The sequence below is a fragment of the Pseudomonas sp. P5_B3 genome (assembly GCF_056400405.1).
Window position 1 is genome coordinate 1 of sequence record NZ_JBFULI010000004.1, and the last position, 21,934, is coordinate 21,934.

Annotated in this window: 21 protein-coding genes and 1 pseudogene; 15 read left to right on the forward strand and 7 right to left on the reverse strand. The window is 60.2% G+C overall.

Going from position 1 to position 21,934, the window contains the following annotated elements:
- Nucleotides 1-81: 81 nt before the first annotated feature.
- Nucleotides 82-1,575, reverse strand: a complete 1,494-nt coding sequence (locus AC1DRN_RS03860; RefSeq protein WP_008021905.1) for a CoA-acylating methylmalonate-semialdehyde dehydrogenase — start codon at nt 1,573-1,575, stop codon at nt 82-84.
- 74 nt (nt 1,576-1,649) lie between these two features.
- Complete coding sequence (gene aptA / locus AC1DRN_RS03865; protein WP_223462806.1) at nt 1,650-2,999, reverse strand: omega-aminotransferase AptA; 1,350 nt, start codon at nt 2,997-2,999, stop codon at nt 1,650-1,652.
- 139 nt (nt 3,000-3,138) lie between these two features.
- Between aptA and AC1DRN_RS03870 the strand changes: the two genes are divergently transcribed.
- The 6 genes from AC1DRN_RS03870 (at nt 3,139) to AC1DRN_RS03895 (ending at nt 9,611) form a co-directional block, all read left to right on the forward strand.
- The gene (locus tag AC1DRN_RS03870) at nt 3,139-4,059 is read left to right on the forward strand and encodes a LysR family transcriptional regulator (protein ID WP_223462805.1); all 921 of its coding nucleotides are present in this window, start codon (nt 3,139-3,141) and stop codon (nt 4,057-4,059) included.
- A gap of 141 nt (nt 4,060-4,200) precedes the next feature.
- On the forward strand, nt 4,201-4,851 hold the full coding sequence (locus tag AC1DRN_RS03875) for a TetR/AcrR family transcriptional regulator (protein WP_223462804.1): 651 nt from the start codon (nt 4,201-4,203) through the stop codon (nt 4,849-4,851).
- 18 nt (nt 4,852-4,869) lie between these two features.
- Nucleotides 4,870-5,454, forward strand: a complete 585-nt coding sequence (locus AC1DRN_RS03880) for an IMPACT family protein (protein WP_477786630.1) — start codon at nt 4,870-4,872, stop codon at nt 5,452-5,454.
- 547 nt (nt 5,455-6,001) lie between these two features.
- Nucleotides 6,002-7,567 carry an ABC transporter ATP-binding protein gene (locus AC1DRN_RS03885; protein ID WP_477786631.1) on the forward strand — a complete coding sequence of 522 codons (1,566 nt, stop codon included), beginning with the start codon at nt 6,002-6,004 and terminating at the stop codon, nt 7,565-7,567.
- Between the two features lie 11 nt (nt 7,568-7,578).
- Entirely contained in the window at nt 7,579-8,685 is a 1,107-nt protein-coding gene (locus AC1DRN_RS03890; protein WP_223462801.1) for an ABC transporter permease, read from the forward strand.
- Complete coding sequence (locus AC1DRN_RS03895; protein ID WP_477786632.1) at nt 8,685-9,611, forward strand: ABC transporter permease; 927 nt, start codon at nt 8,685-8,687, stop codon at nt 9,609-9,611. Before AC1DRN_RS03890 ends, AC1DRN_RS03895 begins: the two co-directional genes overlap by 1 nt.
- Here AC1DRN_RS03895 and AC1DRN_RS03900 read toward each other — a convergent pair.
- The gene (locus tag AC1DRN_RS03900; protein ID WP_223462799.1) at nt 9,608-10,090 is read right to left on the reverse strand and encodes a hypothetical protein; all 483 of its coding nucleotides are present in this window, start codon (nt 10,088-10,090) and stop codon (nt 9,608-9,610) included. The two genes, AC1DRN_RS03895 and AC1DRN_RS03900, sit on opposite strands and share 4 nt — an antisense overlap.
- A gap of 68 nt (nt 10,091-10,158) precedes the next feature.
- On the opposite strand from AC1DRN_RS03900, the pseudogene AC1DRN_RS03905 reads away from it, so the two are divergent.
- The 6 genes and pseudogenes from AC1DRN_RS03905 to AC1DRN_RS03930 form a co-directional block, all read left to right on the forward strand.
- A pseudogene (locus AC1DRN_RS03905) lies at nt 10,159-10,341 on the forward strand (MerR family DNA-binding protein); the annotation flags it as partial.
- Nucleotides 10,342-10,360: 19 nt separating this feature from the next.
- A complete protein-coding gene (locus AC1DRN_RS03910; RefSeq protein WP_223462798.1) occupies nt 10,361-11,050 on the forward strand; it encodes an SDR family oxidoreductase in 690 nt (229 codons plus the stop codon).
- Between the two features lie 252 nt (nt 11,051-11,302).
- Nucleotides 11,303-12,661, forward strand: a complete 1,359-nt coding sequence (locus tag AC1DRN_RS03915; protein WP_223462797.1) for an 8-oxoguanine deaminase — start codon at nt 11,303-11,305, stop codon at nt 12,659-12,661.
- Nucleotides 12,662-12,924: 263 nt separating this feature from the next.
- Nucleotides 12,925-14,007, forward strand: coding sequence for a BMP family ABC transporter substrate-binding protein (locus AC1DRN_RS03920; protein WP_223462796.1), 1,083 nt, complete (start codon nt 12,925-12,927; stop codon nt 14,005-14,007).
- Between the two features lie 144 nt (nt 14,008-14,151).
- Nucleotides 14,152-15,117, forward strand: a complete 966-nt coding sequence (locus tag AC1DRN_RS03925; RefSeq protein WP_223462795.1) for an isopenicillin N synthase family dioxygenase — start codon at nt 14,152-14,154, stop codon at nt 15,115-15,117.
- An 82-nt stretch (nt 15,118-15,199) separates the two neighbouring features.
- Complete coding sequence (locus AC1DRN_RS03930; protein ID WP_223462794.1) at nt 15,200-16,153, forward strand: adenosine deaminase; 954 nt, start codon at nt 15,200-15,202, stop codon at nt 16,151-16,153.
- A gap of 125 nt (nt 16,154-16,278) precedes the next feature.
- Here the strand turns inward: AC1DRN_RS03930 and AC1DRN_RS03935 are convergent, their stop codons facing one another.
- Nucleotides 16,279-17,013, reverse strand: coding sequence for an ArsR/SmtB family transcription factor (locus AC1DRN_RS03935; RefSeq protein ID WP_477786633.1), 735 nt, complete (start codon nt 17,011-17,013; stop codon nt 16,279-16,281).
- Nucleotides 17,014-17,329: 316 nt separating this feature from the next.
- Nucleotides 17,330-18,259: a LysR family transcriptional regulator gene (locus AC1DRN_RS03940; RefSeq protein WP_223462792.1), complete on the reverse strand. Its 930-nt coding sequence runs from the start codon at nt 18,257-18,259 to the stop codon at nt 17,330-17,332.
- 126 nt (nt 18,260-18,385) lie between these two features.
- On the opposite strand from AC1DRN_RS03940, the gene AC1DRN_RS03945 reads away from it, so the two are divergent.
- On the forward strand, nt 18,386-19,399 hold the full coding sequence (locus AC1DRN_RS03945; protein ID WP_223462791.1) for a zinc-binding alcohol dehydrogenase family protein: 1,014 nt from the start codon (nt 18,386-18,388) through the stop codon (nt 19,397-19,399).
- A gap of 253 nt (nt 19,400-19,652) precedes the next feature.
- Nucleotides 19,653-19,826, forward strand: a complete 174-nt coding sequence (locus tag AC1DRN_RS03950) for a hypothetical protein (protein ID WP_008021930.1) — start codon at nt 19,653-19,655, stop codon at nt 19,824-19,826.
- 8 nt (nt 19,827-19,834) lie between these two features.
- Here the strand turns inward: AC1DRN_RS03950 and AC1DRN_RS03955 are convergent, their stop codons facing one another.
- Both AC1DRN_RS03955 and AC1DRN_RS03960 read right to left on the reverse strand, forming a co-directional pair.
- On the reverse strand, nt 19,835-21,031 hold the full coding sequence (locus tag AC1DRN_RS03955; RefSeq protein ID WP_223462790.1) for a multidrug effflux MFS transporter: 1,197 nt from the start codon (nt 21,029-21,031) through the stop codon (nt 19,835-19,837).
- Nucleotides 21,032-21,121: 90 nt separating this feature from the next.
- Nucleotides 21,122-21,319: a heavy-metal-associated domain-containing protein gene (locus AC1DRN_RS03960; protein ID WP_223462789.1), complete on the reverse strand. Its 198-nt coding sequence runs from the start codon at nt 21,317-21,319 to the stop codon at nt 21,122-21,124.
- Between the two features lie 148 nt (nt 21,320-21,467).
- Between AC1DRN_RS03960 and AC1DRN_RS03965 the strand changes: the two genes are divergently transcribed.
- Nucleotides 21,468-21,851 (forward strand): hypothetical protein, encoded by a 384-nt coding sequence (locus AC1DRN_RS03965; protein WP_008050348.1) that lies wholly within the window; start codon nt 21,468-21,470, stop codon nt 21,849-21,851.
- Nucleotides 21,852-21,934 lie beyond the last annotated feature (83 nt).

Sequence of the window (21,934 nt, forward strand, 5' to 3'; positions counted from 1 at the left end):
TTTCACAATTCTGTCATATAGGCTAAAAACCCCCGAAAACACGAAGGCCGACCCAAGGGTCGGCCTTCTACGCCCTTCTACTTACAAGCTAGGGAAGGCGAACTGCGAAGCTTCATGGCTCGCACGCTGCGGCCAGCGCTGGGTGATGGCCTTGCGGCGGGTATAGAAACGCACGCCATCCGGGCCATAGGCGTGCAGGTCGCCGAACAGCGAACGCTTCCAGCCGCCAAAGCTGTGATAAGCCACCGGCACCGGCAGCGGTACGTTGACACCGACCATGCCGACTTCGATCTCGTCGCAGAACAACCGCGCCGCTTCGCCGTCACGGGTGAAGATGCAGGTGCCGTTGCCATATTCGTGATCGTTGATCAGTTGCATGGCTTCTTCCAGGCTGTTGACCCGAACGACGCACAGCACCGGCCCGAAGATCTCTTCTTTATAGATACGCATTTCTGGCGTGACGTTGTCGAACAGGCAGCCACCCAGGAAGAAGCCTTCCTCGTGGCCAGCCACGGTCAGGCCACGGCCGTCCACTACCAGCGTCGCGCCGGCGGCTACGCCGTCTTCTACATAACCGCTGACCTTGTCGCGCGCCTGGCCAGTCACCAGAGGCCCCATGTCCAGACCGCAGGAAGTGCCGGCACCGATTTTCAGCGCCTGGATTTGCGGAACCAGTTTGGCCACTAGAGCATCTGCGACCTGGTCACCGACACACACGGCCACGGAGATCGCCATGCAACGCTCGCCGCAAGAACCGTAAGCCGCGCCCATCAGTGCGCTGACGGCGTTGTCCAGGTCTGCATCCGGCATCAGCACGGCATGGTTCTTCGCACCGCCCAGGGCCTGAACGCGTTTGCCGCGCTTGGTGCCTTCGGAATAGATGTATTCGGCAATCGGCGTCGAACCAACGAAGCTCAGCGCTTTGACTTCCGGCGCTTCGATCAATGCATCCACCGCGGTCTTGTCACCATGCACCACGCTCAGTACGCCTTTAGGCAGACCAGCCTCCAGCAGCAACTGGGCGATCAACAGCGTCGAGCTCGGATCACGCTCGGACGGCTTGAGGATAAAGCAGTTGCCGCAGACGATCGCCAGCGGGTACATCCACAACGGCACCATGGCCGGGAAGTTGAACGGAGTGATACCGGCAACCACGCCCAGTGGTTGGAAGTCCGACCAGGCATCGATGTTCGGTCCGACGTTGCGGCTGTATTCACCTTTGAGGATTTCCGGAGCCGCACAGGCAAACTCCACGTTCTCGATACCGCGCTTCAGTTCACCGGCCGCATCTTCCAGAGTCTTGCCGTGTTCTTCGCTGATCAGTTGAGCAATACGCGCCTCGTTTTGCTCCAGCAGTTGCTTGAAGCGGAACATCACTTGGGCACGCTTGGCCGGCGGCGTATTGCGCCAGGCCGGGAATGCAGCCTTGGCCGCGTCGATGGCGCTCTGGATGGTTTCGCGGGTCGCCAGCGGCAACTTGTGAATAGCCTGGCCGGTAGACGGGTTGAACACATCAACCGCGCGACCGTTCTCGGTCACCAGTTCGCCATTGATCAAATGCGGAATAACGCTCATGGAAGCTCCTGAAAAGTTGTCCACAGGCGCTCGCTTCGGAGCGCCTGTTGTTTGTAGGTATATAGAAGGAGAAATCAGTCAATCTTGCTCAGCACTTCGCCGACCGCGTCGAACAGACGATCCAGGTCCTGCGGCTTGCTGTTGAAGGTTGGGCCGAACTGCAGGGTGTCGCCGCCGAAGCGCACGTAGAACCCGGCTTTCCACAGCGCCATGCCGGCTTCGAACGGACGCACGATGGCGTCGCCGTCACGCGCTGCGATCTGGATCGCGCCGGCCAGGCCGTAGTTGCGGATGTCGATGATGTTCTTGGTGCCTTTCAGGCCATGCAGCGCATTTTCGAAATGCGGCGCGACTTCGGCCACGCTCTGCACCAGGTTTTCCTTTTGCAGCAGGTCGAGTGCGGCAAGACCCGCGGCGCAAGCCACCGGGTGCGCGGAATAGGTGTAGCCGTGGGGGAATTCAACCGCGTATTCAGGCGTCGGCTGATTCATGAAGGTCTGGTAGATCTCGGAGCTGGCAATCACCGCACCCATCGGGATTGCACCGTTGGTGACTTGCTTGGCGATGCACATCAGGTCCGGGGTCACACCGAAGGTGGTGGCGCCGAACATGGTGCCGGTACGACCGAAACCGGTGATCACTTCGTCGAACACCAGCAGGATGTTGTGCTGGTCGCAGATTTCACGCAAACGCTTAAGGTAACCCTGTGGTGGAACCAGTACGCCAGCGGAACCGGCCAATGGCTCGACGAACACAGCAGCGATGTTCGATGCATCGTGCAGTTCGATCAGTTTCAGCAGTTCGTCAGCCAGGGCGATACCGCCCTGCTCCGGCATGCCACGGGAGTAAGCGTTGCTTGCCAGCAAAGTGTGCGGCAGGTGGTCGACGTCCATCATCGCCTGACCGAACAGCTTGCGGTTGCCATTCACGCCACCGAGGCTGGTGCCGGCGATGTTCACACCGTGGTAGCCACGGGCACGGCCGATCATTTTGGTCTTGGTCGACTGGCCTTTCAGACGCCAGTAAGCACGCACCATCTTCACGGCGGTGTCAGCACACTCGGAGCCCGAGTCGGTGAAGAACACGTGGTTCAGGTTGCCCGGGGTCAGGTCGGTGATTTTCTCAGCCAACTGGAAGGACAGCGGATGGCCGTACTGGAAGCCCGGCGAGTAATCGAGGGTACCCAGCTGCTTGGCGACCGCTTCCTGGATTTCCTTGCGGGTGTGCCCGGCGCCACAGGTCCACAGACCGGACAGCGAGTCGTATACCTTGCGGCCCTTGTCGTCGATCAGCCAGCTGCCTTCGGCGCCAACGATCAAGCGTGGGTCGCGCAGAAAGTTACGGTTGGCGGTGTAAGGCATCCAGTGAGCATCGAGCTTGAGCTGGCTGGCCAGGGAAGTCGGGGCGTTTTCAGGCTGGTTCATGGGCGAAACCTCGCAAGGCAATAAGCGGCGTAAGGATTGAAAACCGTTGTTGCAGCTAAATTGCCACGGAGATAAAGTCGGTGAAATGCAACTCTTCTAATGTTCAGTCAGCCCATTACTAAACTTTTGAGTAACCCGCATGAGCACTCGCCGTCCCGATCCGCTGGCCCAGGTCAGCGACTTTGATATTCGCCTGCTGAGGATCTTTCGCAGCGTGGTGGAATGCGGCGGCTTCTCCGCGGCGGAAACCGTACTGGGCATCGGGCGCTCGGCGATCAGCCAGCAGATGAGCGATCTGGAGCAACGTCTCGGCCTGCGTCTGTGCCAACGTGGACGTGCCGGGTTTTCCCTGACAGAAGAAGGCCGMGAGGTCTATCAATCGGCGTTGCAACTGCTAAGTGCACTGGAAAGCTTCCGTACCGAGGTCAACGGCCTGCACCAGCACTTGCGCGGCGAATTGATCATTGGTTTGACGGACAACCTGGTCACCCTGCCCCACATGCGCATCACCCATGCCCTCGCACAATTGAAAGAACGCGGCCCGGACGTGCAGATCCAGATCCGCATGATCGCGCCCAATGAAGTCGAACAAGGCGTGCTCGACGGTCGCCTGCACGTCGGCGTGGTACCGCAGGCCAGCGCACTATCGGGGCTGGAGTATCAACCGCTGTATAGCGAGCGGTCGCTGTTGTACTGCGCAGTCGGCCACCCATTGTTTTATGCCGACGACAAACAACTGGACGACGAACGCCTGAACAGTCAGGACGCCATTGCACCCACCTTCCGTTTGCCGGCAGAGATCCAGGCCCACTACCAGGCGCTCAATTGCACCGCCAGCGCCTCGGACCGTGAAGGCATGGCGTTCCTGATCCTGACCGGACGCTATATCGGTTACCTGCCGGATCACTACGCGAGTCTTTGGGTGCAGCAAGGTCGATTGCGCGCGTTGAAAGCGAAAACGCGCTTCTATGACCTGAGCCTGGCGTCGGTCACACGTAAGGGGCGTCGACCCCATCTGGTGTTGGAGAGTTTTCTCGAGAGTCTTGCGGCGACGCGTTGAATTGCATAATTGAAGAAGTCCTGTGGGAGCGCCGCACCGTCGCTCCCACAGTAGATTGGTTTTGCCCCAAATACTTGTCTGTAGCCTGCGGGTACGCTATCAACGCACAGGTTGCACCCACTCATCTTCTCGGAAGTGCCTATGACCTTTGAAGTCCCAGCCCACGGCGCAAAACCCCTCAGCCGCATTCGTCAGAAAAACGAAGAGACCATCATCAAAGCCGCCGAAGACGAGTTCGCCCGTCACGGGTACAAAGGCACGAGCATGAACACCATCGCCCAGAATGCCGGGTTGCCCAAGGCAAACCTGCATTACTACTTCACCAACAAGCTCGGTTTGTACGTGGCGGTGCTGAGCAACATCATCGAGTTGTGGGACAGTACCTTCAACACCCTCACCGCCGAAGACGATCCGAGCGAAGCATTGACCCGTTACATCCGTGCGAAAATGGAGTTCTCCCGACGCCAGCCACAAGCCTCGCGGATTTTCGCCATGGAAGTCATCAGCGGCGGTGAATGCCTGACCGAGTATTTCAACCAGGATTATCGCACCTGGTTTCAGGGCCGTGCGGGCGTGTTCCAGGCCTGGATCGACGCCGGTAAAATGGACCCGGTCGACCCGGTGCATCTGATCTTCCTGTTGTGGGGCAGCACCCAGCATTACGCCGACTTTGCCACGCAGATCTGCCGCGTCACCGGGCGCACCAGGTTGACCAAACAGGACATGGAAGACGCCGGGGACAACCTGATCCGCATCATTCTCAAGGGCTGCGGCCTGAAACCTGCCATCTAAGTAGCCATTCAGGTACGTATGCCATTTACCCTCAGCGGTTTTTGCGAATACCGCGAAGAGATTCGCAAGAGCCGCTTCATTACCTTCGCCGCRCCAGTCTCCACCCCGGCCRAGGCCCAGGCGTTCATTGAACAGCACAGTGACTTGAATGCCTCGCACAACTGCTGGGCGTGGAAACTCGGCGATCAGTATCGCAGCACTGATGATGGCGAGCCCGGCGGTACGGCCGGCCGGCCGATTCTGGCGGCGATCGAAGCGCAGGATTGCGATCAGGTCGTGGTGCTGGTGATTCGCTGGTATGGCGGCATCCAGCTGGGCACCGGTGGGCTCGCCCGGGCCTATGGCGGTGGTGCAAACAAATGCCTGCAAGCGGCACCGAAGATCGAGCTGATCAGCCGGGTGCAGCTGCGTTGCGCTTGCGGATTTGCCGAATTGACCCTGGTCAAGCTACGGGTGGCTGAGGCAGGCGGGTTGGTTGTGGATGAAACCTTCACCGCCAATGGTGTCGAGTTACAGTTGGCCGTGGGTGATGCGCAAATCGACATCCTCCAGTCACAACTGGCCGATTTGAGTCGTGGACGTATTTTGTTGCAGCAGCGCTAAAAAGCTTCAGCACAAGCTGCAATCTTTTGGGGCACGCTGCTTTTTCACTTATTCCATATTTGCCCACATCTGCTGTGCACCCGGCTGTGGATAACCTGAGCACATACGGCTGTAACCCTTGTGTCATACGGCTTTGCGGACTTTGCTCAATTTTCGTCCTATTTGCCATCAAGCACATCAAATTCAAATAAAAACAGCCAGTTACAACGGTTTATCGCCTTTAGAAGAAAGCCACTCAGTGCTTATACCCATGCTTTGAGCTTGCGCACAAATACTGTGGAGCAATCTGTGGATAACCCGTTCATGGCCGTCTCGACGCCCTGCACGGTATGGCGTGTGGTCGGTTGCTCATTTTTTGAGCAAAACCGCACGAGCAAAATCGGGGCTTGATTTGCACCATTGCCCCCATGTGGTGCCGGACTCTGCGTGGCACATATGAAAGCCGCGTACTCAACGCCTCTGCTCGCTGGACTTCGACATTTTCCTGACCAGATGGCCAGAAAATTGCTTTATCCACAGGCACAAGTCCAATAGCACCGAGCCTGTCATGCCCAATCACGCTCTAATCCTCGATCCGGTTCCGCGCCTGCAACTGCGCAGAATCAGCAAACGCTATCCCGGTTGCCTGGCCAACGACGCCATCGACCTGACCAYTGCCCCTGGCGAGATCCATGCCCTGCTCGGTGAAAACGGCGCGGGCAAAAGCACGCTGATGAAGATCATCTACGGTGTCACCCACGCCGATTCGGGCGAGGTGATCTGGCAAGGTCAGCGGGTGAGCCTGCGCAACCCGGCCCAGGCGCGCGGTCTGGGAATCGGCATGGTGTTCCAGMATTTTTCGCTGTTCGAAACCCTGAGCGTGGCGCAGAACATTGCCCTGGCCATGGGCGCGGCGGCAGGCACACCCAGACAGCTTGAGCCGAAGATTCGCGAAGTGTCCCGCCGCTACGGCATGACGCTGGAACCGGAGCGACTTGTCCACAGTCTGTCGATCGGTGAACGGCAAAGGGTGGAAATCATTCGCTGCCYGATGCAGGACATCCGTCTGCTGATTCTCGATGAACCGACCTCAGTGCTGACTCCGCAGGAAGCTGACGAACTGTTCGTCACCCTGCGCCGGCTCGCCGCTGAGGGCTGCAGCATTTTGTTCATCAGCCACAAGCTCGGGGAAGTCCGCGCGTTGTGCCATAGCGCGACGGTACTGCGCGGCGGACGGGTGGCCGGGCATTGCCTGCCGGCCAAGTGTTCGGATCAGCAGTTGGCGCGGTTGATGGTCGGTGAAGCGGCGGAGTTGATCGCAGACTATCCGAAGGTTACCGGAGGTGATGCGTTCCTTGATGTCCGTGGCTTGTCCTGGCACAACCCGGACCCGTTTGGCTGCTCGCTTGCCAACATCGACCTTGAAGTGCGCCGTGGTGAAATTGTCGGCATCGCCGGTGTCGCCGGCAATGGCCAGGATGAGTTGCTGGCCTTGCTCAGTGGCGAAGAGCTACTGCCTCGCAACGTCAGCTCGACGATCCGTTTTGGCAAGGAGCCCGTCGCCCATTTGCGCCCCGATGCACGCCGCCAACTTGGCCTGGCATTCGTCCCTGCCGAACGCCTGGGACATGGTGCGGTGCCAGAGTTGAGCCTGGCGGATAACGCGCTGCTGAGCGCTTTTCAGCAAGGATTGGTGAGTCACGGTCTGATTCTGCGCGGCAAAGTCGAAGCGCTGGCCGAGGAAATCATCCGTCGCTTCGGTGTGAAGACGCCCGATAGCCAGACTCCGGCCCGCAGCCTGTCCGGCGGCAATTTGCAGAAATTCATCCTCGGCCGGGAAATCCTTCAGCAACCCAGACTGCTGGTCGCCGCGCACCCGACCTGGGGGGTGGACGTCGGCGCGGCCGCCACCATTCACCGCGCACTGATTGCCTTGCGCGATGCCGGCGCGGCGATCCTGGTGATCTCCGAAGACCTCGACGAATTGTTCCAGATCAGCGACCGCCTCGGTGCCTTGTGCGGCGGTCGACTGTCCGCGCTCCACGCCACTGTCGATACGCGCCTGAGCGATGTCGGCGGCTGGATGGCCGGCCAGTTCGACACCCCTCAATCACTCGCATCCGCCACGCGCTAACGGAGTGTCACATGCTGCTTTCCCTTGAACCCCGTGGCCAGCAATCGCGCCTGATGCTGTGGTGCTCGCCATTGCTGGCGGCTGCACTGACCCTGGGCTGTGGATCGTTGTTGTTTATCGCACTCGGGCACGACCCGCTGTTGACCTTGCACACACTGCTGATCGCGCCGGTCAGCGACCTGTATGGTGTCTCCGAATTGCTGGTCAAAGCCCTGCCGATTCTGCTGTGCGCATTAGGCCTGGCCGTCGCCTATCAGGCGCGCATCTGGAACATCGGCGCCGAAGGTCAACTGCTGCTCGGTGCGTTGGCCGGCAGTGCACTGGCAGTGAACATCATTGATATACAAAGCCGCTGGGCACTGGTGCTGATCCTGCTCACGGGCTCCCTGGCGGGTGCCGCGTGGGCCGGCCTGACGGCGTGGTTGCGTACACGCTTCAACGCTAATGAGATCCTGACCAGCATCATGCTCAACTACATCGCACTGAACCTGTTGCTGTTCTGCGTTCACGGCCCATTGAAAGACCCCGCGGGATTCAATTTCCCCGAGTCAGCGATGTTCGGTGACGCCAGCCGCTTGCCGCTGTTGATGGAGGATGGCCGGGTGCATGCCGGAGTGTATTTCGCCCTGCTCGCGCTAGTGGCGGTTTGGGTGTTGTTGCAGAAAAGCTTTGTCGGTTTCCAGATCAAAGTGCTCGGGCTGGACAAACGTGCCGCCGGTTTTGTCGGCTTTCGCGAGAAGCGCCTGATCTGGCTTGCGCTGTTGATCAGCGGCGGCCTGGCAGGGCTTGCCGGGGTGTGCGAAGTCACCGGCCCCATCGGCCAGTTGGTGCCGCAGGTCTCGCCGGGCTACGGCTACGCGGCGATTACCGTGGCGTTTCTCGGCCGCCTGAATCCTGTCGGCATCCTGTTTTCCAGCCTATTGATGGCGCTGCTGTACATCGGCGGCGAAAGCGCACAAATGAGCCTGAACCTGCCGCAAGCGATCACCCAATTGTTCCAGGGCATGATGCTGTTTTTCCTGCTGGCCAGCGATGTGCTGATTCTCTACCGACCGCGCTTGAACCTGCGCTGGACCCGCCGCGCCCAAGCCACCGCCGTACAAGCAGGAGCGCTGTGATGGATATCGATCTGCTGAGCAATATTTTCTACGCCATGGTCCGCTGCGGTACGCCGTTGCTGCTGGTGGCGCTGGGGGAACTGATCTGCGAGAAAAGCGGCGTCCTCAACCTGGGCCAGGAAGGCATGATGCTGTTTGGCGCGGTGATCGGTTTCATCGTCGCGTTCAATTCCGGCAACCTGTGGCTCGGTGTGTCGTTGGCGATGCTCGCCGGGATGTTGTTGTCGTCGTTGTTTGCGCTGGTGGCGCTGGTGTTCAACGCCAATCAGGTGGCCACCGGTCTGGCCCTGACGATTTTCGGCGTGGGTCTGTCGACCTTCGTCGGTGCGGCTTGGGTCGGCAAGCCGCTGGCGGGGTTTGAGCCGATGGCGATTCCGTATTTSAGTGAGATCCCACTGATCGGGCGGATGCTGTTTGCCCAGGACCTGTTGGTGTATCTGTCGTTCGCGTTGTTCGCACTGGTGGCCTGGGTGATTCTGAAAAGCCGCATCGGGCTGATCATTCAAGCGGTCGGCGAAAATCCCGACGCTGCCAGCGCCATGGGCTTGCCGGTTTTGGTTGTACGCACGTTGGCGGTGTTGTTCGGCGGCGCAATGGCAGGGTTGGCCGGGGCTTATCTGTCCCTGGCGTACACGCCGATGTGGGCGGAGAACATGAGCGCCGGGCGCGGCTGGATTGCCCTGGCGCTGGTGGTGTTCGCCAGTTGGCGGGTGTGGCGCCTGCTGCTCGGCGCCTACCTGTTCGGGCTCGCCAGCATCCTGCACCTGGTGGCGCAGGGGTTGGGGCTGGCAATTGCGTCCAGTCTGCTGGCGATGCTGCCGTATGTCGCGACCATTGTGGTGCTGGTGCTGCTGTCACGGGATGCGCTGCGCACACGGTTATATGCGCCGGTGTCGTTGGGGCAGCCGTGGCAGGCTGGGCATTAAGGGTTGCCTGATCTGGCCTCATCGCGAGCAAGCTCGCTCCCACAAGGATAATGCAGTACCTGTGGGAGCGAGCTTGCTCGCGATGGCGTCCGCACTGGCAACACCTGAGCCACGCCCCACGCCAATTCAAACACCAGAAAAACCACCAGAATCGAACTCACGCCATGGATCAGGGCATAGGCCTGCCAGGCCGAGAACAGGAATCTGCCCACGGCGTCATACCGCCCATAAACCTGCTGCGGATCACGAATCCGCAGCACCGACCATACGCAGACAATCGACCCCAGCAGATTCGCCATCAACATGTGCGCCGGTTCGAACGGTGGCAGCTCACCGGGCAAACTCAACGCCTGACTCACGCCCATCAAAACCCCATGCAACGCTGCAAAACTCCACGGCGTGACAAACGCGAGCATCACGATCAAGTCATACCAGGCACTACCTTGCACCAACCGGCGATATTGCGTTGTAGTCCACATCGACATTGCTCCATCAATTCAGGGAGCAACAAGGCTAAAGCCTGGAGTATGCTCCAGGGTCAAGCCCCCTCGGCGCGATCGGCAACAGCGTCGCTGCAATCTGGCAGTCACCCGATCCCGACAGTGCCGTCACGCAATTGCTGCAAGACAAACTCAAACTGATCGAAGCCCGCATGGCCGAACTCGGCGCGCTGCGCGACGAGTTGCAACAACGGCTGGGGCAACAGTGTCCATTGAATCCACGACTCTGAATTTTCAAGGAAGCCACTCATGTCCAAGGCAAAAACTGCACTCATCATCGGCGCCTCCCGGGGGCTTGGCCTCGGGCTGGTGAAAACCCTGCTGGCCGATGGCTGGCAAGTCACCGCCACCGTGCGCGATCCGCAAAAAGCCGAAGCCTTGCAGGCCTTGGGCGATGTGCAGATCGAAAAGCTCGACATGGACGATCAGCAGGCGGTGTCCGCCCTGAGCCAACAACTCAAGGGTGATGTGTTTGACCTGTTGTTCGTCAATGCCGGGGTCAAGGGGCCGGATGTCCAGACGCCGAACGGCGGCGCGACAATGGCCGAAGTCGGTCAACTGTTCTTCACCAACGCCGTGGCGCCGATCAACCTGGCCCAGCGTTTTGTCGACCGGATTCGCCCGGACACCGGCGTGCTGGCCTTCATGAGCTCGGTGCTGGGCAGCGTGACCATGCCCGACGCACCGGAGCTGGCGTTGTACAAGGCCAGCAAGGCGGCGCTGAACTCCATGACCAACAGCTTCGTCACTCAGTTGGGCGAAACCAGTCTCACCGTGCTGTCGCTGCACCCGGGCTGGGTGAAAACCGATATGGGCGGTGAAGGCGCTGACATCGACGTGGAAACCAGCACCCGTGGCCTGGTAGATCAGGTGAATGCGTATGTCGGCAAGGGCGGGCATCACTTCATCAATTACCGGGGTGAAACCATTCCCTGGTAACACCCCATAACCTGTGGGAGCGAGCTTGCTCGCGATWGCGGAGTGTCAGTCAACAACATCTGTGTCTGGTAAACCGCTATCGCGAGCAAGCTCGCTCCCACAGGGATTGTTGTTGTCCTGTCGGGCCGGGCTTGCCCATAACGGCGTTTTGATCGACACTGCGCACCTCGCCTCCCCGGCGAACCTGGATCAGCAGACAGGGCAACACTGAGCTGGCAACCCTGAACCCAACTTTCAGAGGAGCCGGCCAACATGCCAGCGACCCGTACCTGGTTAAAAAATCCCCTCGCCATTTTCACCTCCAACGGTCTCGATGCCCGTGGCGGCCTGGTGCTGCAAGACGGTTTGATCGTCGAAGTACTCGGTGCTGGTCAACAACCGTCCGCCCCGTGCAATGAAGTGTTCGATGCCCGCGAGCATGTGATCCTGCCGGGCCTGATCAACACCCATCACCACTTCTATCAAACCCTGACCCGCGCCTGGGCGCCGGTGGTCAATCAGCCGCTGTTCCCATGGCTGAAAACCCTGTACCCGGTCTGGGCACGCCTGACCCCGGAAAAGCTCGCCCTCGCCACCAAGGTCGCGTTGGCTGAATTGCTGCTGTCCGGTTGCACCACCGCGGCCGACCATCACTACCTGTTCCCGGAAGGTCTGGAAAACGCGATCGACGTGCAAGTCGAGAGCGTTCGCGAACTGGGCATGCGCGCCATGCTGACCCGCGGTTCCATGAGCCTCGGTGAAAAGGACGGTGGCCTGCCGCCGCAACAGACCGTACAGGAAGGCGAAGTGATCCTCGCCGACAGCCAGCGCCTGATCGCCGAGTACCACGAACGTGGTGACGGCGCGCAAATCCAGATTGCCCTGGCACCGTGCTCGCCGTTCTCGGTGACCCCGGAAATCATGTCGGCCAGTGCCGAACTGGCGAACAAACTCGACGTGCGYCTGCACACCCACCTGGCAGAAACCCTCGACGAAGAAGACTTCTGCCTGCAACGCTTCGGCCTGCGCACCGTGGACTATCTGGACAGTGTCGGCTGGCTCGGCCCGCGTACCTGGCTGGCCCATGGCATCCATTTCAACCCGGACGAAATCGCCCGCCTCGGCGGCGCCGGTACCGGTATTTGCCATTGCCCGAGTTCGAACATGCGCCTGGCCTCAGGCATCTGCCCGAGCATCGAGTTGACCGATGCCGGTGCCTTGCTGGGTTTGGGCGTGGACGGCTCGGCGTCCAACGATGCCTCGAACATGATGCTCGAAGCACGTCAGGCCCTGTACATCCAGCGCCTGCGCTACGGCGCCGAGAAGATCACCCCGGAGCGCGTGTTGGGTTGGGCGACCAAGGGTTCGGCGAGCCTGCTGGGCCGTACCGATATCGGCGAGTTGGCGGTGGGCAAGCAGGCTGACCTGGCGATGTTCAAACTCGATGAACTGCGCTTCTCCGGCAGCCATGATCCGGTCTCGGCACTGCTGCTGTGCGGCGCCGATCGCGCGGACCGGGTGATGGTCGGCGGCAAGTGGCGGGTGATCGATGGGCAGGTCGAAGGGCTGGATCTGAAGGGGTTGATTGCCGATCACAGCCAGGCGGCGCGGCAGTTGATTGCAGGGACCTGATACAACACCGATTAAAACTGTGGGAGCAAGCTCGCTCCCACATTGGTGTTGTGGAGGGTCAAGGCCATCTGGATTGGCGCACCAGTGGATGGCAGCCGTGCAAGGACATGCACTGTTATCGGACTTCAAGGACCTGTCGCGAGCCAGCTCGCGATGACATCACCGCGGATTCACGTTTTGTTGTCTTGTTGGTCAGCAATTTGCATTGCCCTGTGCAAGCCCGAGAGCCCAGCCAACCTCACAACAAAATGGAGTTCCAATTCATGCACAACCGTCCGTTGAAGAAGCTGCTTTGCGCCGTTGCGGCGGCCATCGGCCTGAGCGCTGGTCTGACCGTCAGTGCCAACGAACCGCTGAAAGTCGGCTTCGTCTACATCGGCCCGATCGGCGACCACGGCTGGACGTATCAGCATGAACAAGGGCGCAAGGAACTCGCGGAAAAATTCGGCTCGCAGATCACCACCAACTACGTGGAAAACGTCGCTGAAGGCGCCGACGCCGAGCGGGTGATCCGCAACATGGCCAAGGACAAATACGACCTGATCTTCACCACCTCCTTCGGCTACATGAACCCGACCGTGAAAGTCGCCAAACAGTTTCCCATGGTGACCTTCGAACACGCCACCGGCTACAAGCAGGACAAAAACCTCGGCACTTACCTGGCGCGCACTTACGAGGGCCGCTACGTCGGCGGCTTCCTCGCGGCGAAAATGACCAAGACCAAGAAGGTCGGCTACGTCGCCTCGTTCCCGATCCCGGAAGTGATCCGCGACATCAATGCCATCCAGTTGGCCCTGAACAAGTACAACCCCGGCACCGAGATCAAGGTGGTGTGGGTCAACTCATGGTTCGATCCGGGCAAGGAAGCGGATGCCGCCAACGCGCTGATCGACCAGGGTGTGGACGTGGTGTTCCAGCACACCGACAGCCCGGCGCCGATCCAGGCCGCCGAACGTCGCGGCGTGTATGCCGTGGGCTACGCTTCGGACATGGCGCACTTCGGGCCGAAAGCGGTGCTGACCTCCATCGTCAATGACTGGGGCCCACACTACGTTCAGGCAACCCAAAGTGTGATCGACCATGACTGGAAATCCCGGGACTATTGGGGTGGGTTGAAGGAAGGCACGGTTGAACTGCCGATCAGCGACCTGGTGCCGGCGATGGTGAAGAGCGAAGCCGAGCAGATCATCGCCGACATCAAGAGCGGTGCGCTGCAACTGTTCACCGGGCCAATCAAGGATCAGGCCGGAGTCGAAAAAATCCCGGCGGGCACGAGCGCGACCACGGCGGAACTGGCGTCGATGAATTACTACGTGGAAGGTATGAAGGCTGAGATGCCGAAGTAGTTTCCCGATACCGAAACACCGTCCCTGTGGGAGCGAGCTTGCTCGCGATAGCAGTAGAGCAGCCGACATCAATGTTGAATGTGCAGCCGTCATCGCGAGCAAGCTCGCTCCCACAATGGATTTCACTGTTTTAAAGGACTGCGCGTGAACAGCCTCCCCATCATCGACATCGCCCCGCTCTACTGCGACGACCCATCCGCCTGGCCAGCGGTGGCCGGGCAAATCGACCGCGCCTGCCGCGAGTGGGGTTTCTTCTACATCAAGGGTCATCCGATTTCAGCAACGCGCATCGACGCCCTGCTCGACCATGCCAAGCGCTTCTTCGCCCAACCCACCGCCGAAAAACTCCAGATCGACATCACCCAGACCCGTCACCACCGCGGCTACGGCGCCATCGCCACCGAGCAATTGGACCCAAGCAAACCCGGCGACCTCAAAGAAACCTTCGACATGGGCCTGCACCTGCCGGCCGGGCACCCTGACGTACTGGCGGAAAAACCCTTGCGCGGTCCCAATCGCCATCCGTCCATGCCCGGCTGGGAAGCGCTGACGGAGCAGCACTACGTCGACATGCAAGCTCTCGCACAAACGCTGTTGCGGGCGATGACCCTGGCGCTGGGGATTGAGCGCGATTTCTTCGACACACGCTTCAATGACCCGGTCAGCGTGCTACGGATGATCCATTACCCGCCGCGCCACACCGCCAGCGCCGAAGAGCAACAAGGTGCCGGCGCACACACCGACTACGGTTGCATTACCCTGCTCTATCAGGACGCCACCGGTGGCTTGCAGGTACGTAATGTCCAAGGCGAATGGATCGACGCACCGCCCATCGAAGGTACGTTCGTGGTCAACCTCGGCGACATGATGGCGCGCTGGAGCAACGACCGCTACCTGTCGACGCCGCACCGGGTGATCAGCCCGCTCGGCGTGGATCGTTATTCGATGCCGTTTTTCGCCGAGCCGCACCCGGATACCCGCATCGAATGCCTGCCCGGTTGTCAGGATGAACAACACCCGGCGAAATACCCGGCCACCACCTGCGCCGAGTTCCTGCTCTCGCGCTTCGCCGATACCTACGCTTATCGACGGGAACTGAAAGCGGTGTGATGAACCGCCTGGTCAGGTTTTACCAATTGTTCCGGCAACCCTCTGTAGAATGGCGACTATTGCACCTGATGAGAAAAGAATCATGTATGACTGGCTGAACGCCCTGCCCAAGGCAGAATTGCACCTGCACCTGGAAGGCTCGCTGGAACCCGAACTGTTGTTCGCCCTGGCCGAGCGCAACAAGATTGCCCTGCCATGGAACGACGTCGAAACCTTGCGCAAGGCGTATGCCTTCAACAACCTGCAGGAGTTCCTCGACCTGTATTACCGGGGTGCCGATGTGCTGCGCACATCCCAGGATTTCTATGACCTGACCTGGGCATACCTGCTGCGCTGTAAAGAGCAGAACGTGATTCACACCGAACCGTTCTTCGACCCGCAGACCCATACCGACCGTGGCATCCCGTTCGAAGTGGTGCTCAACGGTATCGCCGCCGCGCTCAAGGATGGCGAGCAGCAACTGGGTATCACCAGTGGTTTGATCCTGAGCTTCCTGCGCCATCTGAGCGAAGACCAAGCGCAGAAAACCCTCGACCAGGCGCTGCCGTTCCGCGATGCGTTCGTCGCCGTGGGCCTGGACAGTTCCGAGATGGGTCACCCGCCGAGCAAGTTCCAGCGCGTGTTCGACCGTGCCCGTGACGAAGGCTTCCTGACCGTCGCCCACGCCGGTGAAGAAGGCCCGCCCGAGTACATCTGGGAAGCCATCGACCTGCTGAAAATCCAGCGCATCGACCATGGCGTGCGCGCCATCGAAGACGAGCGCCTGATGCAGCGAATCATCGACGAGCAGATCCCGCTGACCGTATGCCCGTTGTCGAACACCAAGCTTTGCGTATTCGATCACATGTCACAGCACAACATTCTCGACATGCTGGAGCGCGGTGTAAAAGTGACCGTGAACTCCGATGACCCGGCGTACTTCGGCGGTTATGTCACCGAGAACTTCCATGCGCTGCACACCCACCTGGGCATGACCCAGGATCAGGCCAAACGCCTGGCGCAGAACAGCCTCGATGCGCGGTTGGTGAAACCCTAGGCAGCACCGCAAATCCAACTGCAGGAGCTGGCTTGCCAGCGAAGGCGCCCTCCCATTCACCAACAATGTTGAATGTGGCAACGGCTTCGCTGGCAAGCCAGCTCCTGCAGATTGGGAGCAAGGTTTTAAAGCGCCAATTCCAACTCGGCTTCCCCGGCAAAGCGATGGATCTCGCGTTGGCCGGCGGCCGTCACCTGCAAGGTTCGGGAATCGTTGGGCAGGCTCAGCCACCCCGACTGCATGAACAGCTGCAACAATGCCGCGCCCAGCGAGCCACCCATGTGCGGGCGTCTTTCGCTCCAGTCAGGGCATGCGCAGGCAACCCTGCCGTTGTGATGGGCCAGCGCCTGGATGAACACTCCCCGTGCCGCCAACCCAGTCGCGCCCTTGAGCGTGACCGTGACCCCCTGATCAATCTGTTCGATCCAGCCTGCCTCCAGCAGTCGCTGATACAGATCGGCGGACAGGGTGCCCCCCAAGTGATCGTCGCACAGTCGGGCACTCAGCAATGGCGAACGCACCGCCCGGGGTTTGGCCAGAGACGAATTGCGCTTGAATACGTCCGGAATATTCTGGGGTGCGCTGGCAAATGTCGCGCTGGCCAGTGCCTCGATTGCCGCCCCGACCTCGGGCGCGGCCAGGCGGAAGAAGCGTTTGCGACCGCGGTTTTCAACCCTCAACAGACCTCCTGCGGACAAACGCCCCAGGTGTGCACTGGCCGAAGACGGTGACAGGCCGGCCAGTAATGCCAACTCTTCGGTTGCTCGCGCCGAACCGTCGATCAAGGCCCACATCATTGCGCTGCGCTTTGGGTCAGCCAGCAATGTGGCGATCTGGCTGATGCAAGGTGCATGTTCCATGTATTCACTCCCTGTTGAATCGTTTCGTTTACTGCCCAGAAACATCTTGACCAGTAATGTGTCGTCAGCCAATCCGTGGAGACTGTCATAAACCCGGCGACGCCTTGCTCACTCATTTGCGCTGCCTGGCCGACACTGCGAAGGCCAGAAGGATGACCGTGCAGCCGGACCGACTCGAACGTGGACCCGCCAATGGGGGATCGACGCTACCTACATGATGAGGGCGCTAGTATATGCGGGTTGGTCGCGGGATCCTGTCCTCCGCCCCGCGTAGGTGCTGATAGTTCCTGAGAGAAATTTCTCTTTTTTCGTGCGACTAATGATCGATATCCGAAAAACCTGGAAATTGACTGCTCAAAAGTTCACATCGGCTGGCAAGCATTTCACGCAAGAGGTTCACCGGCTTACTCAATTGCGCGCGATGGGCGCACAACAGATTCAGCGGTGCGCGCTCACAGAGCAGCTCCGGCATCAGCACCTTCAAGCGACCGGCCAGTACATCGGCGGCGACATCCAGCCAGGACTTGTACGCGATCCCGGCGCCCGCCACGGCCCAAAGGCGAACGACATCGGCATCGTCACTGAAACGATCGCCGCTGACGGTCAGGCTGACTTCGCGTTTGCCGTCGTGAAAACTCCAGTGGTCGTGGACCCGGCTGCCGAGCATGTACAACAGGCAATTGTGCTGTGCCAGTTGCTCAAGATGCCGTGGCTCGCCATGACGAGCCAGATAGCCGGGAGCTGCGCACAACACCCGGCGGTTCTGCGGGGCGATGGGCAACGCCACCAGGCTGGAATCCTCCGGTTCACCGTAGCGCAGGGCAATGTCTACCGGTTGGCGAAACAGGTCGGCGATGCGATCCCCCAGCAGCAGGCGCACAGTCAGTTTCGGATGCTCGCGTTGAAACTCGTCGAGCCAGGGCAGCAGCAGGTTGCGGCCAAAGTCCGATGGCGCCGACAGTTGCAGAACCCCGCTGACCTGGTCCTGACCACTGGCCAGCAATCGCCGGCCCTCGTCTAGATTGCTCAGGGCCGCGCGAGCGTATTCGAGAAAGCCCTCGCCTTCGGCGGTCAAGCGCAGGCTGCGGGTCGAACGGGCCAACAAGCGGGCGCCGAGCTGTTGTTCTATGCGTTTGAGCGCTGCGCTGGCCACCGCCGCCGACATGTCCATGCCCCGTGCGGCGGCGGACAGACTGCCCAGGTCCGCCGCCCGGACAAACAACTGCAAGTCATCGAAACGCAGCATTAAAAAGCACCTATTATCAAAAAAATATTGAAAGAGACTGCTCTTTTAGCCGGTTTTATCTTCAGGAGAAATAGCCAATCATCTCCCCCATCGCATCGCTTCTTTATTAGTGTTCAGGAGTCGCCCATGAAAGCCATTGCCTATTACGCCTCGTTGCCGATCAGTGACGACAAGGCTCTGCAAGACATCGAGCTGCCGGAGCCGGTTGCCGGCCCCCGCGACTTGCTGGTGGAAGTCAAAGCCATCTCGGTCAACCCGGTGGACACCAAGGTGCGCCAGAACGTCCAGCCCGAAGATGGCGCGGCCAAAGTGTTGGGTTGGGATGTGGCCGGCGTGGTCAAGGCGGTGGGCAGTGAGGTGACGCTGTTCCAGGCTGGCGACAAGGTGTTTTACGCCGGCTCCATCGCGCGTGCGGGTGGCAACAGCGAGTTGCATGTGGTGGACGAGCGCATCGTCGGCCGCATGCCGAGGACACTCGGGTTCGCCGAAGCCGCTGCCCTGCCGCTCACCGCGATCACGGCGTGGGAACTGTTGTTCGAACGCCTGCAAGTACGCGAAGGCAAAACCGATGAAGGCCAGAGCCTGTTGATCGTCGGCGCGGCGGGTGGCGTGGGTTCGATTCTTACGCAGCTCGCTCACCAACTGACGGCCCTGAAAGTCATCGGCAGCGCTTCGCGTGCGCAGACCCAAAGCTGGGTGAAGGAACTGGGTGCCGATCTGGTGATCGACCATAGCCAGCCACTGAGCGAAGCACTCAAGCGTGCCGGCGTGGATCAGGTCACCCACGTCGCCAGCCTGACCCAGACCGACCAGCACCTGGACCAACTGGTCGAGGCATTGGCGCCCCAGGGCAAGCTGGCGCTGATCGATGACCCCAAGGCCCTGGACGTGACCAAGCTCAAGCGCAAGAGCCTGTCACTGCACTGGGAGTTCATGTACACCCGTTCGCTGTTTGAAACCGCGGACATGATCGAGCAGCACAACCTGCTCAATCGCGTCGCCTGGCTGATCGATGCCGGGACCCTGAAAACCACGGTGGGCGAACACTTCGGCACGATCAATGCGGCCAATTTGCGCCGTGCCCATGCCCTGCTGGAGAGCGGCAAAGCCAAGGGCAAGATTGTGCTGGAAGGGTTCTGAGGCGCTGAAAAAAACCATCGCTGATTTCATGTTTTCCGTCGGCGACCGGGTAGTTCCGGTCGCCGACAATCCCTGCGGGCACCCTCGAAAGTCGTGTTTTTTTTAGTTACAAACCGTCAGTCCGACAGTTGATCCTTGTCACAATGGTGCTCGAATTCGGGACTACAATCGAATCTCCTGCGAGGCAGTCTTTTGCGTAACGTCTTTTACGAGACATCTTTTACAAGACATCTTTTACAAGAGGAGTTCGGCTATGAAGATCCTGATAAAAGAACTGGCAAAGTCCCAGTGGCAAGTTCGCTTGGATCAACATGCTGTGACGTTCCGCAGCGAAGCAGAAGCTCGCGCTTTCACGCGTACTCTTGAAGCCCGCATCCAGGCCCCTCACCAGATTCCCGTCCTCCACCCGCAGCGTGCGGCCGGCTGACTCCGGTCTCAAACCTGGGCTTGCGCCAGCGCCCGGGCATTTTGCAAACGCCGGGTGAGCAATGCCGCGCCCACCACCAGAATTCCACACAGGCTGATGACCATCGCCATCGGCACGGCGCTGCCGTCGTGCAGCACGCCCACCAGCGCAGAGGCACCGGCAGCCACGCTGAATTGCAGGCAACCGAGCAGCGCCGACGCGCTGCCGGCCCGTCCACCCTGCCCGCTCATCGCACAGGCCGCTGCGTTGGGACTGATGCAACCGAGGCTGGCGATACAGATGAACAATGGAATCAGCAGCGGCCACAGGTGTGCCGGGTGCAGAGAGCTGACAGCGAGCAGGGTCAAACCGGCCGCCAGATAAACCCACACCGCGCGCACCAGCAAGAAGGCCGGACCACGTTTGGCCAGCAACCGCGCATTAACCTGTGCCACCAGAATGAAGCCCGCCGCATTGGTGCCGAACAGCCAGCCAAAATGCTCGGCCGGAACGCCGTAGAGCTTGATGATGATAAAGGGTGAACCGGCGATGTAGGCAAACATCCCGGCGATGGCGATACCCCCGGTCAAGGCATGGCCGAGGAACACCGGGTCGGCTAGCAACCGACCGTACTGACGCAGCGCACCCGATAGCGGCTGACGCGGTATGTGGGCCGGCAAGCTTTCCGGCAATCCCGTCGCAACCGCCAGCCCCGCCAGCGCACTGAAAACGGTCAAGGCCAGGAAGATCGACTGCCAGCCTGTCGTGTTGACCAGCAACCCACCCAGCAATGGCGCGAGGATCGGCGCCAGCCCCATCACCAGCATCAACTGCGAAAAGACTTTCGCCGAACCCACCGCATCACACTTGTCGCTGACCACCGCCCGGGAAATCACCATCCCCGCGCAGCCGCCCAACGCCTGGACGAAACGCGCGCCGATCAGCCATTCCAGATTCGGCGCATAGGCGCACGCCACGGAGGCAACGGTGAACAGGCCGACACCGGTGAGCAACGGAATGCGTCGCCCGAAACGATCCGCCACCGGACCATAGGCCAACTGACCGATGGACAAGCCGAGGAAGTACGCCGCCAACGTCATCTGAACGTGATTTTCGTCCGTCCCGAAAGCCAGGGCCATGGCCGGGAAGGCTGGCAGATAGAAGTCGATCGCCAGCGGACCGAAAGCGCTCAAGGCGCCAAGTATCAGAATGGTACGCAAGTTCATCAGGCATCCAGTGGGGCAGAAGTCGGCAGCCCGACAGTCTAGCCGCGCATGGACGCCTTGAACATTCCAGTAGCTCGCTAACTATCAAATTCAGGCCAGTTTGACGCCGTAACCCTCTTCGCTGATCACCTCGATCACCTGCTCGGCGGTCAGCGCACTTTCGACACCGACCTCCCTGGCCGCCAGATCGACCCGCACACTGGCCGCCGGGTCTTTGGCCTGGACCGCTTGGGTGATGGCCTTGACGCAGTGACCACAAGACATGCCTTCAACGCTGAACACTTGCATGGGATGATTCCTTTTCCGAGGGTTGAGCCCAGTTTCGAGCTTGCCACCATGGCAAGGTCAAGTTCTGCAGTTAGCTGCCGGGCTGGCAATCGTTGCCGGGCTCGGCCAAGCTGCGTCCATCAATGACTCGAACTCAGGAGATTCAGCCATGCGCTGGTCGGTTTTCAGCCTGTTTGGCTTTCTCAGCCTTTTCGCCGCCGTGCCTTCGGTCAATGCTGCCGGTCAGGATTATGGCGTGCTGATCATTTCCCGCGAGCGCCTGGAAGTCGCGACCAGTTGCGAAATCGGTGTGTACATCCAGGATCAATTGGCGGCACGGCTGTTTCAGGAGCAGAGCACCTCGTTCAACCTGCCGCCGGGCATCGTCTCGCTGCGCCTTAAGCTGCTGCCGGGCCAGGTGCCGGGTTGCAATCCGGGCATGCTCGCCCCGGGTTCGCAGGACATCCAGCTCAAGGCCGGGGATGTGCTCAAGTACCGGATCGCGATGACACAGGAAGGGATGTACCTCAAGCGCGCCGGTCTCGGTTACTGACACACACACCTTGTGGGAGCGAGCTTGCTCGCGATTAGGCCGTTACATTCAACAACTCTGTTGACTGATACTCCGCTATCGCG

What these genes read in the sequence shown, in the direction of transcription:
- AC1DRN_RS03860 (WP_008021905.1), bottom strand. Translation starts at nt 1,575, where the DNA reads ATGAGCGTTATTCCGCATTTGATCAATGGCGAACTGGTGACCGAGAAC.
- aptA (WP_223462806.1), bottom strand. Translation starts at nt 2,999, where the DNA reads ATGAACCAGCCTGAAAACGCCCCGACTTCCCTGGCCAGCCAGCTCAAG.
- AC1DRN_RS03875 (WP_223462804.1), top strand. Translation starts at nt 4,201, where the DNA reads ATGACCTTTGAAGTCCCAGCCCACGGCGCAAAACCCCTCAGCCGCATT.
- AC1DRN_RS03890 (WP_223462801.1), top strand. Translation starts at nt 7,579, where the DNA reads ATGCTGCTTTCCCTTGAACCCCGTGGCCAGCAATCGCGCCTGATGCTG.
- AC1DRN_RS03900 (WP_223462799.1), bottom strand. Translation starts at nt 10,090, where the DNA reads ATGTGGACTACAACGCAATATCGCCGGTTGGTGCAAGGTAGTGCCTGG.
- AC1DRN_RS03910 (WP_223462798.1), top strand. Translation starts at nt 10,361, where the DNA reads ATGTCCAAGGCAAAAACTGCACTCATCATCGGCGCCTCCCGGGGGCTT.
- AC1DRN_RS03920 (WP_223462796.1), top strand. Translation starts at nt 12,925, where the DNA reads ATGCACAACCGTCCGTTGAAGAAGCTGCTTTGCGCCGTTGCGGCGGCC.
- AC1DRN_RS03930 (WP_223462794.1), top strand. Translation starts at nt 15,200, where the DNA reads ATGTATGACTGGCTGAACGCCCTGCCCAAGGCAGAATTGCACCTGCAC.
- AC1DRN_RS03935 (WP_477786633.1), bottom strand. Translation starts at nt 17,013, where the DNA reads ATGGAACATGCACCTTGCATCAGCCAGATCGCCACATTGCTGGCTGAC.
- AC1DRN_RS03940 (WP_223462792.1), bottom strand. Translation starts at nt 18,259, where the DNA reads ATGCTGCGTTTCGATGACTTGCAGTTGTTTGTCCGGGCGGCGGACCTG.
- AC1DRN_RS03945 (WP_223462791.1), top strand. Translation starts at nt 18,386, where the DNA reads ATGAAAGCCATTGCCTATTACGCCTCGTTGCCGATCAGTGACGACAAG.
- AC1DRN_RS03950 (WP_008021930.1), top strand. Translation starts at nt 19,653, where the DNA reads ATGAAGATCCTGATAAAAGAACTGGCAAAGTCCCAGTGGCAAGTTCGC.
- AC1DRN_RS03955 (WP_223462790.1), bottom strand. Translation starts at nt 21,031, where the DNA reads ATGAACTTGCGTACCATTCTGATACTTGGCGCCTTGAGCGCTTTCGGT.
- AC1DRN_RS03960 (WP_223462789.1), bottom strand. Translation starts at nt 21,319, where the DNA reads ATGCAAGTGTTCAGCGTTGAAGGCATGTCTTGTGGTCACTGCGTCAAG.
- AC1DRN_RS03965 (WP_008050348.1), top strand. Translation starts at nt 21,468, where the DNA reads ATGCGCTGGTCGGTTTTCAGCCTGTTTGGCTTTCTCAGCCTTTTCGCC.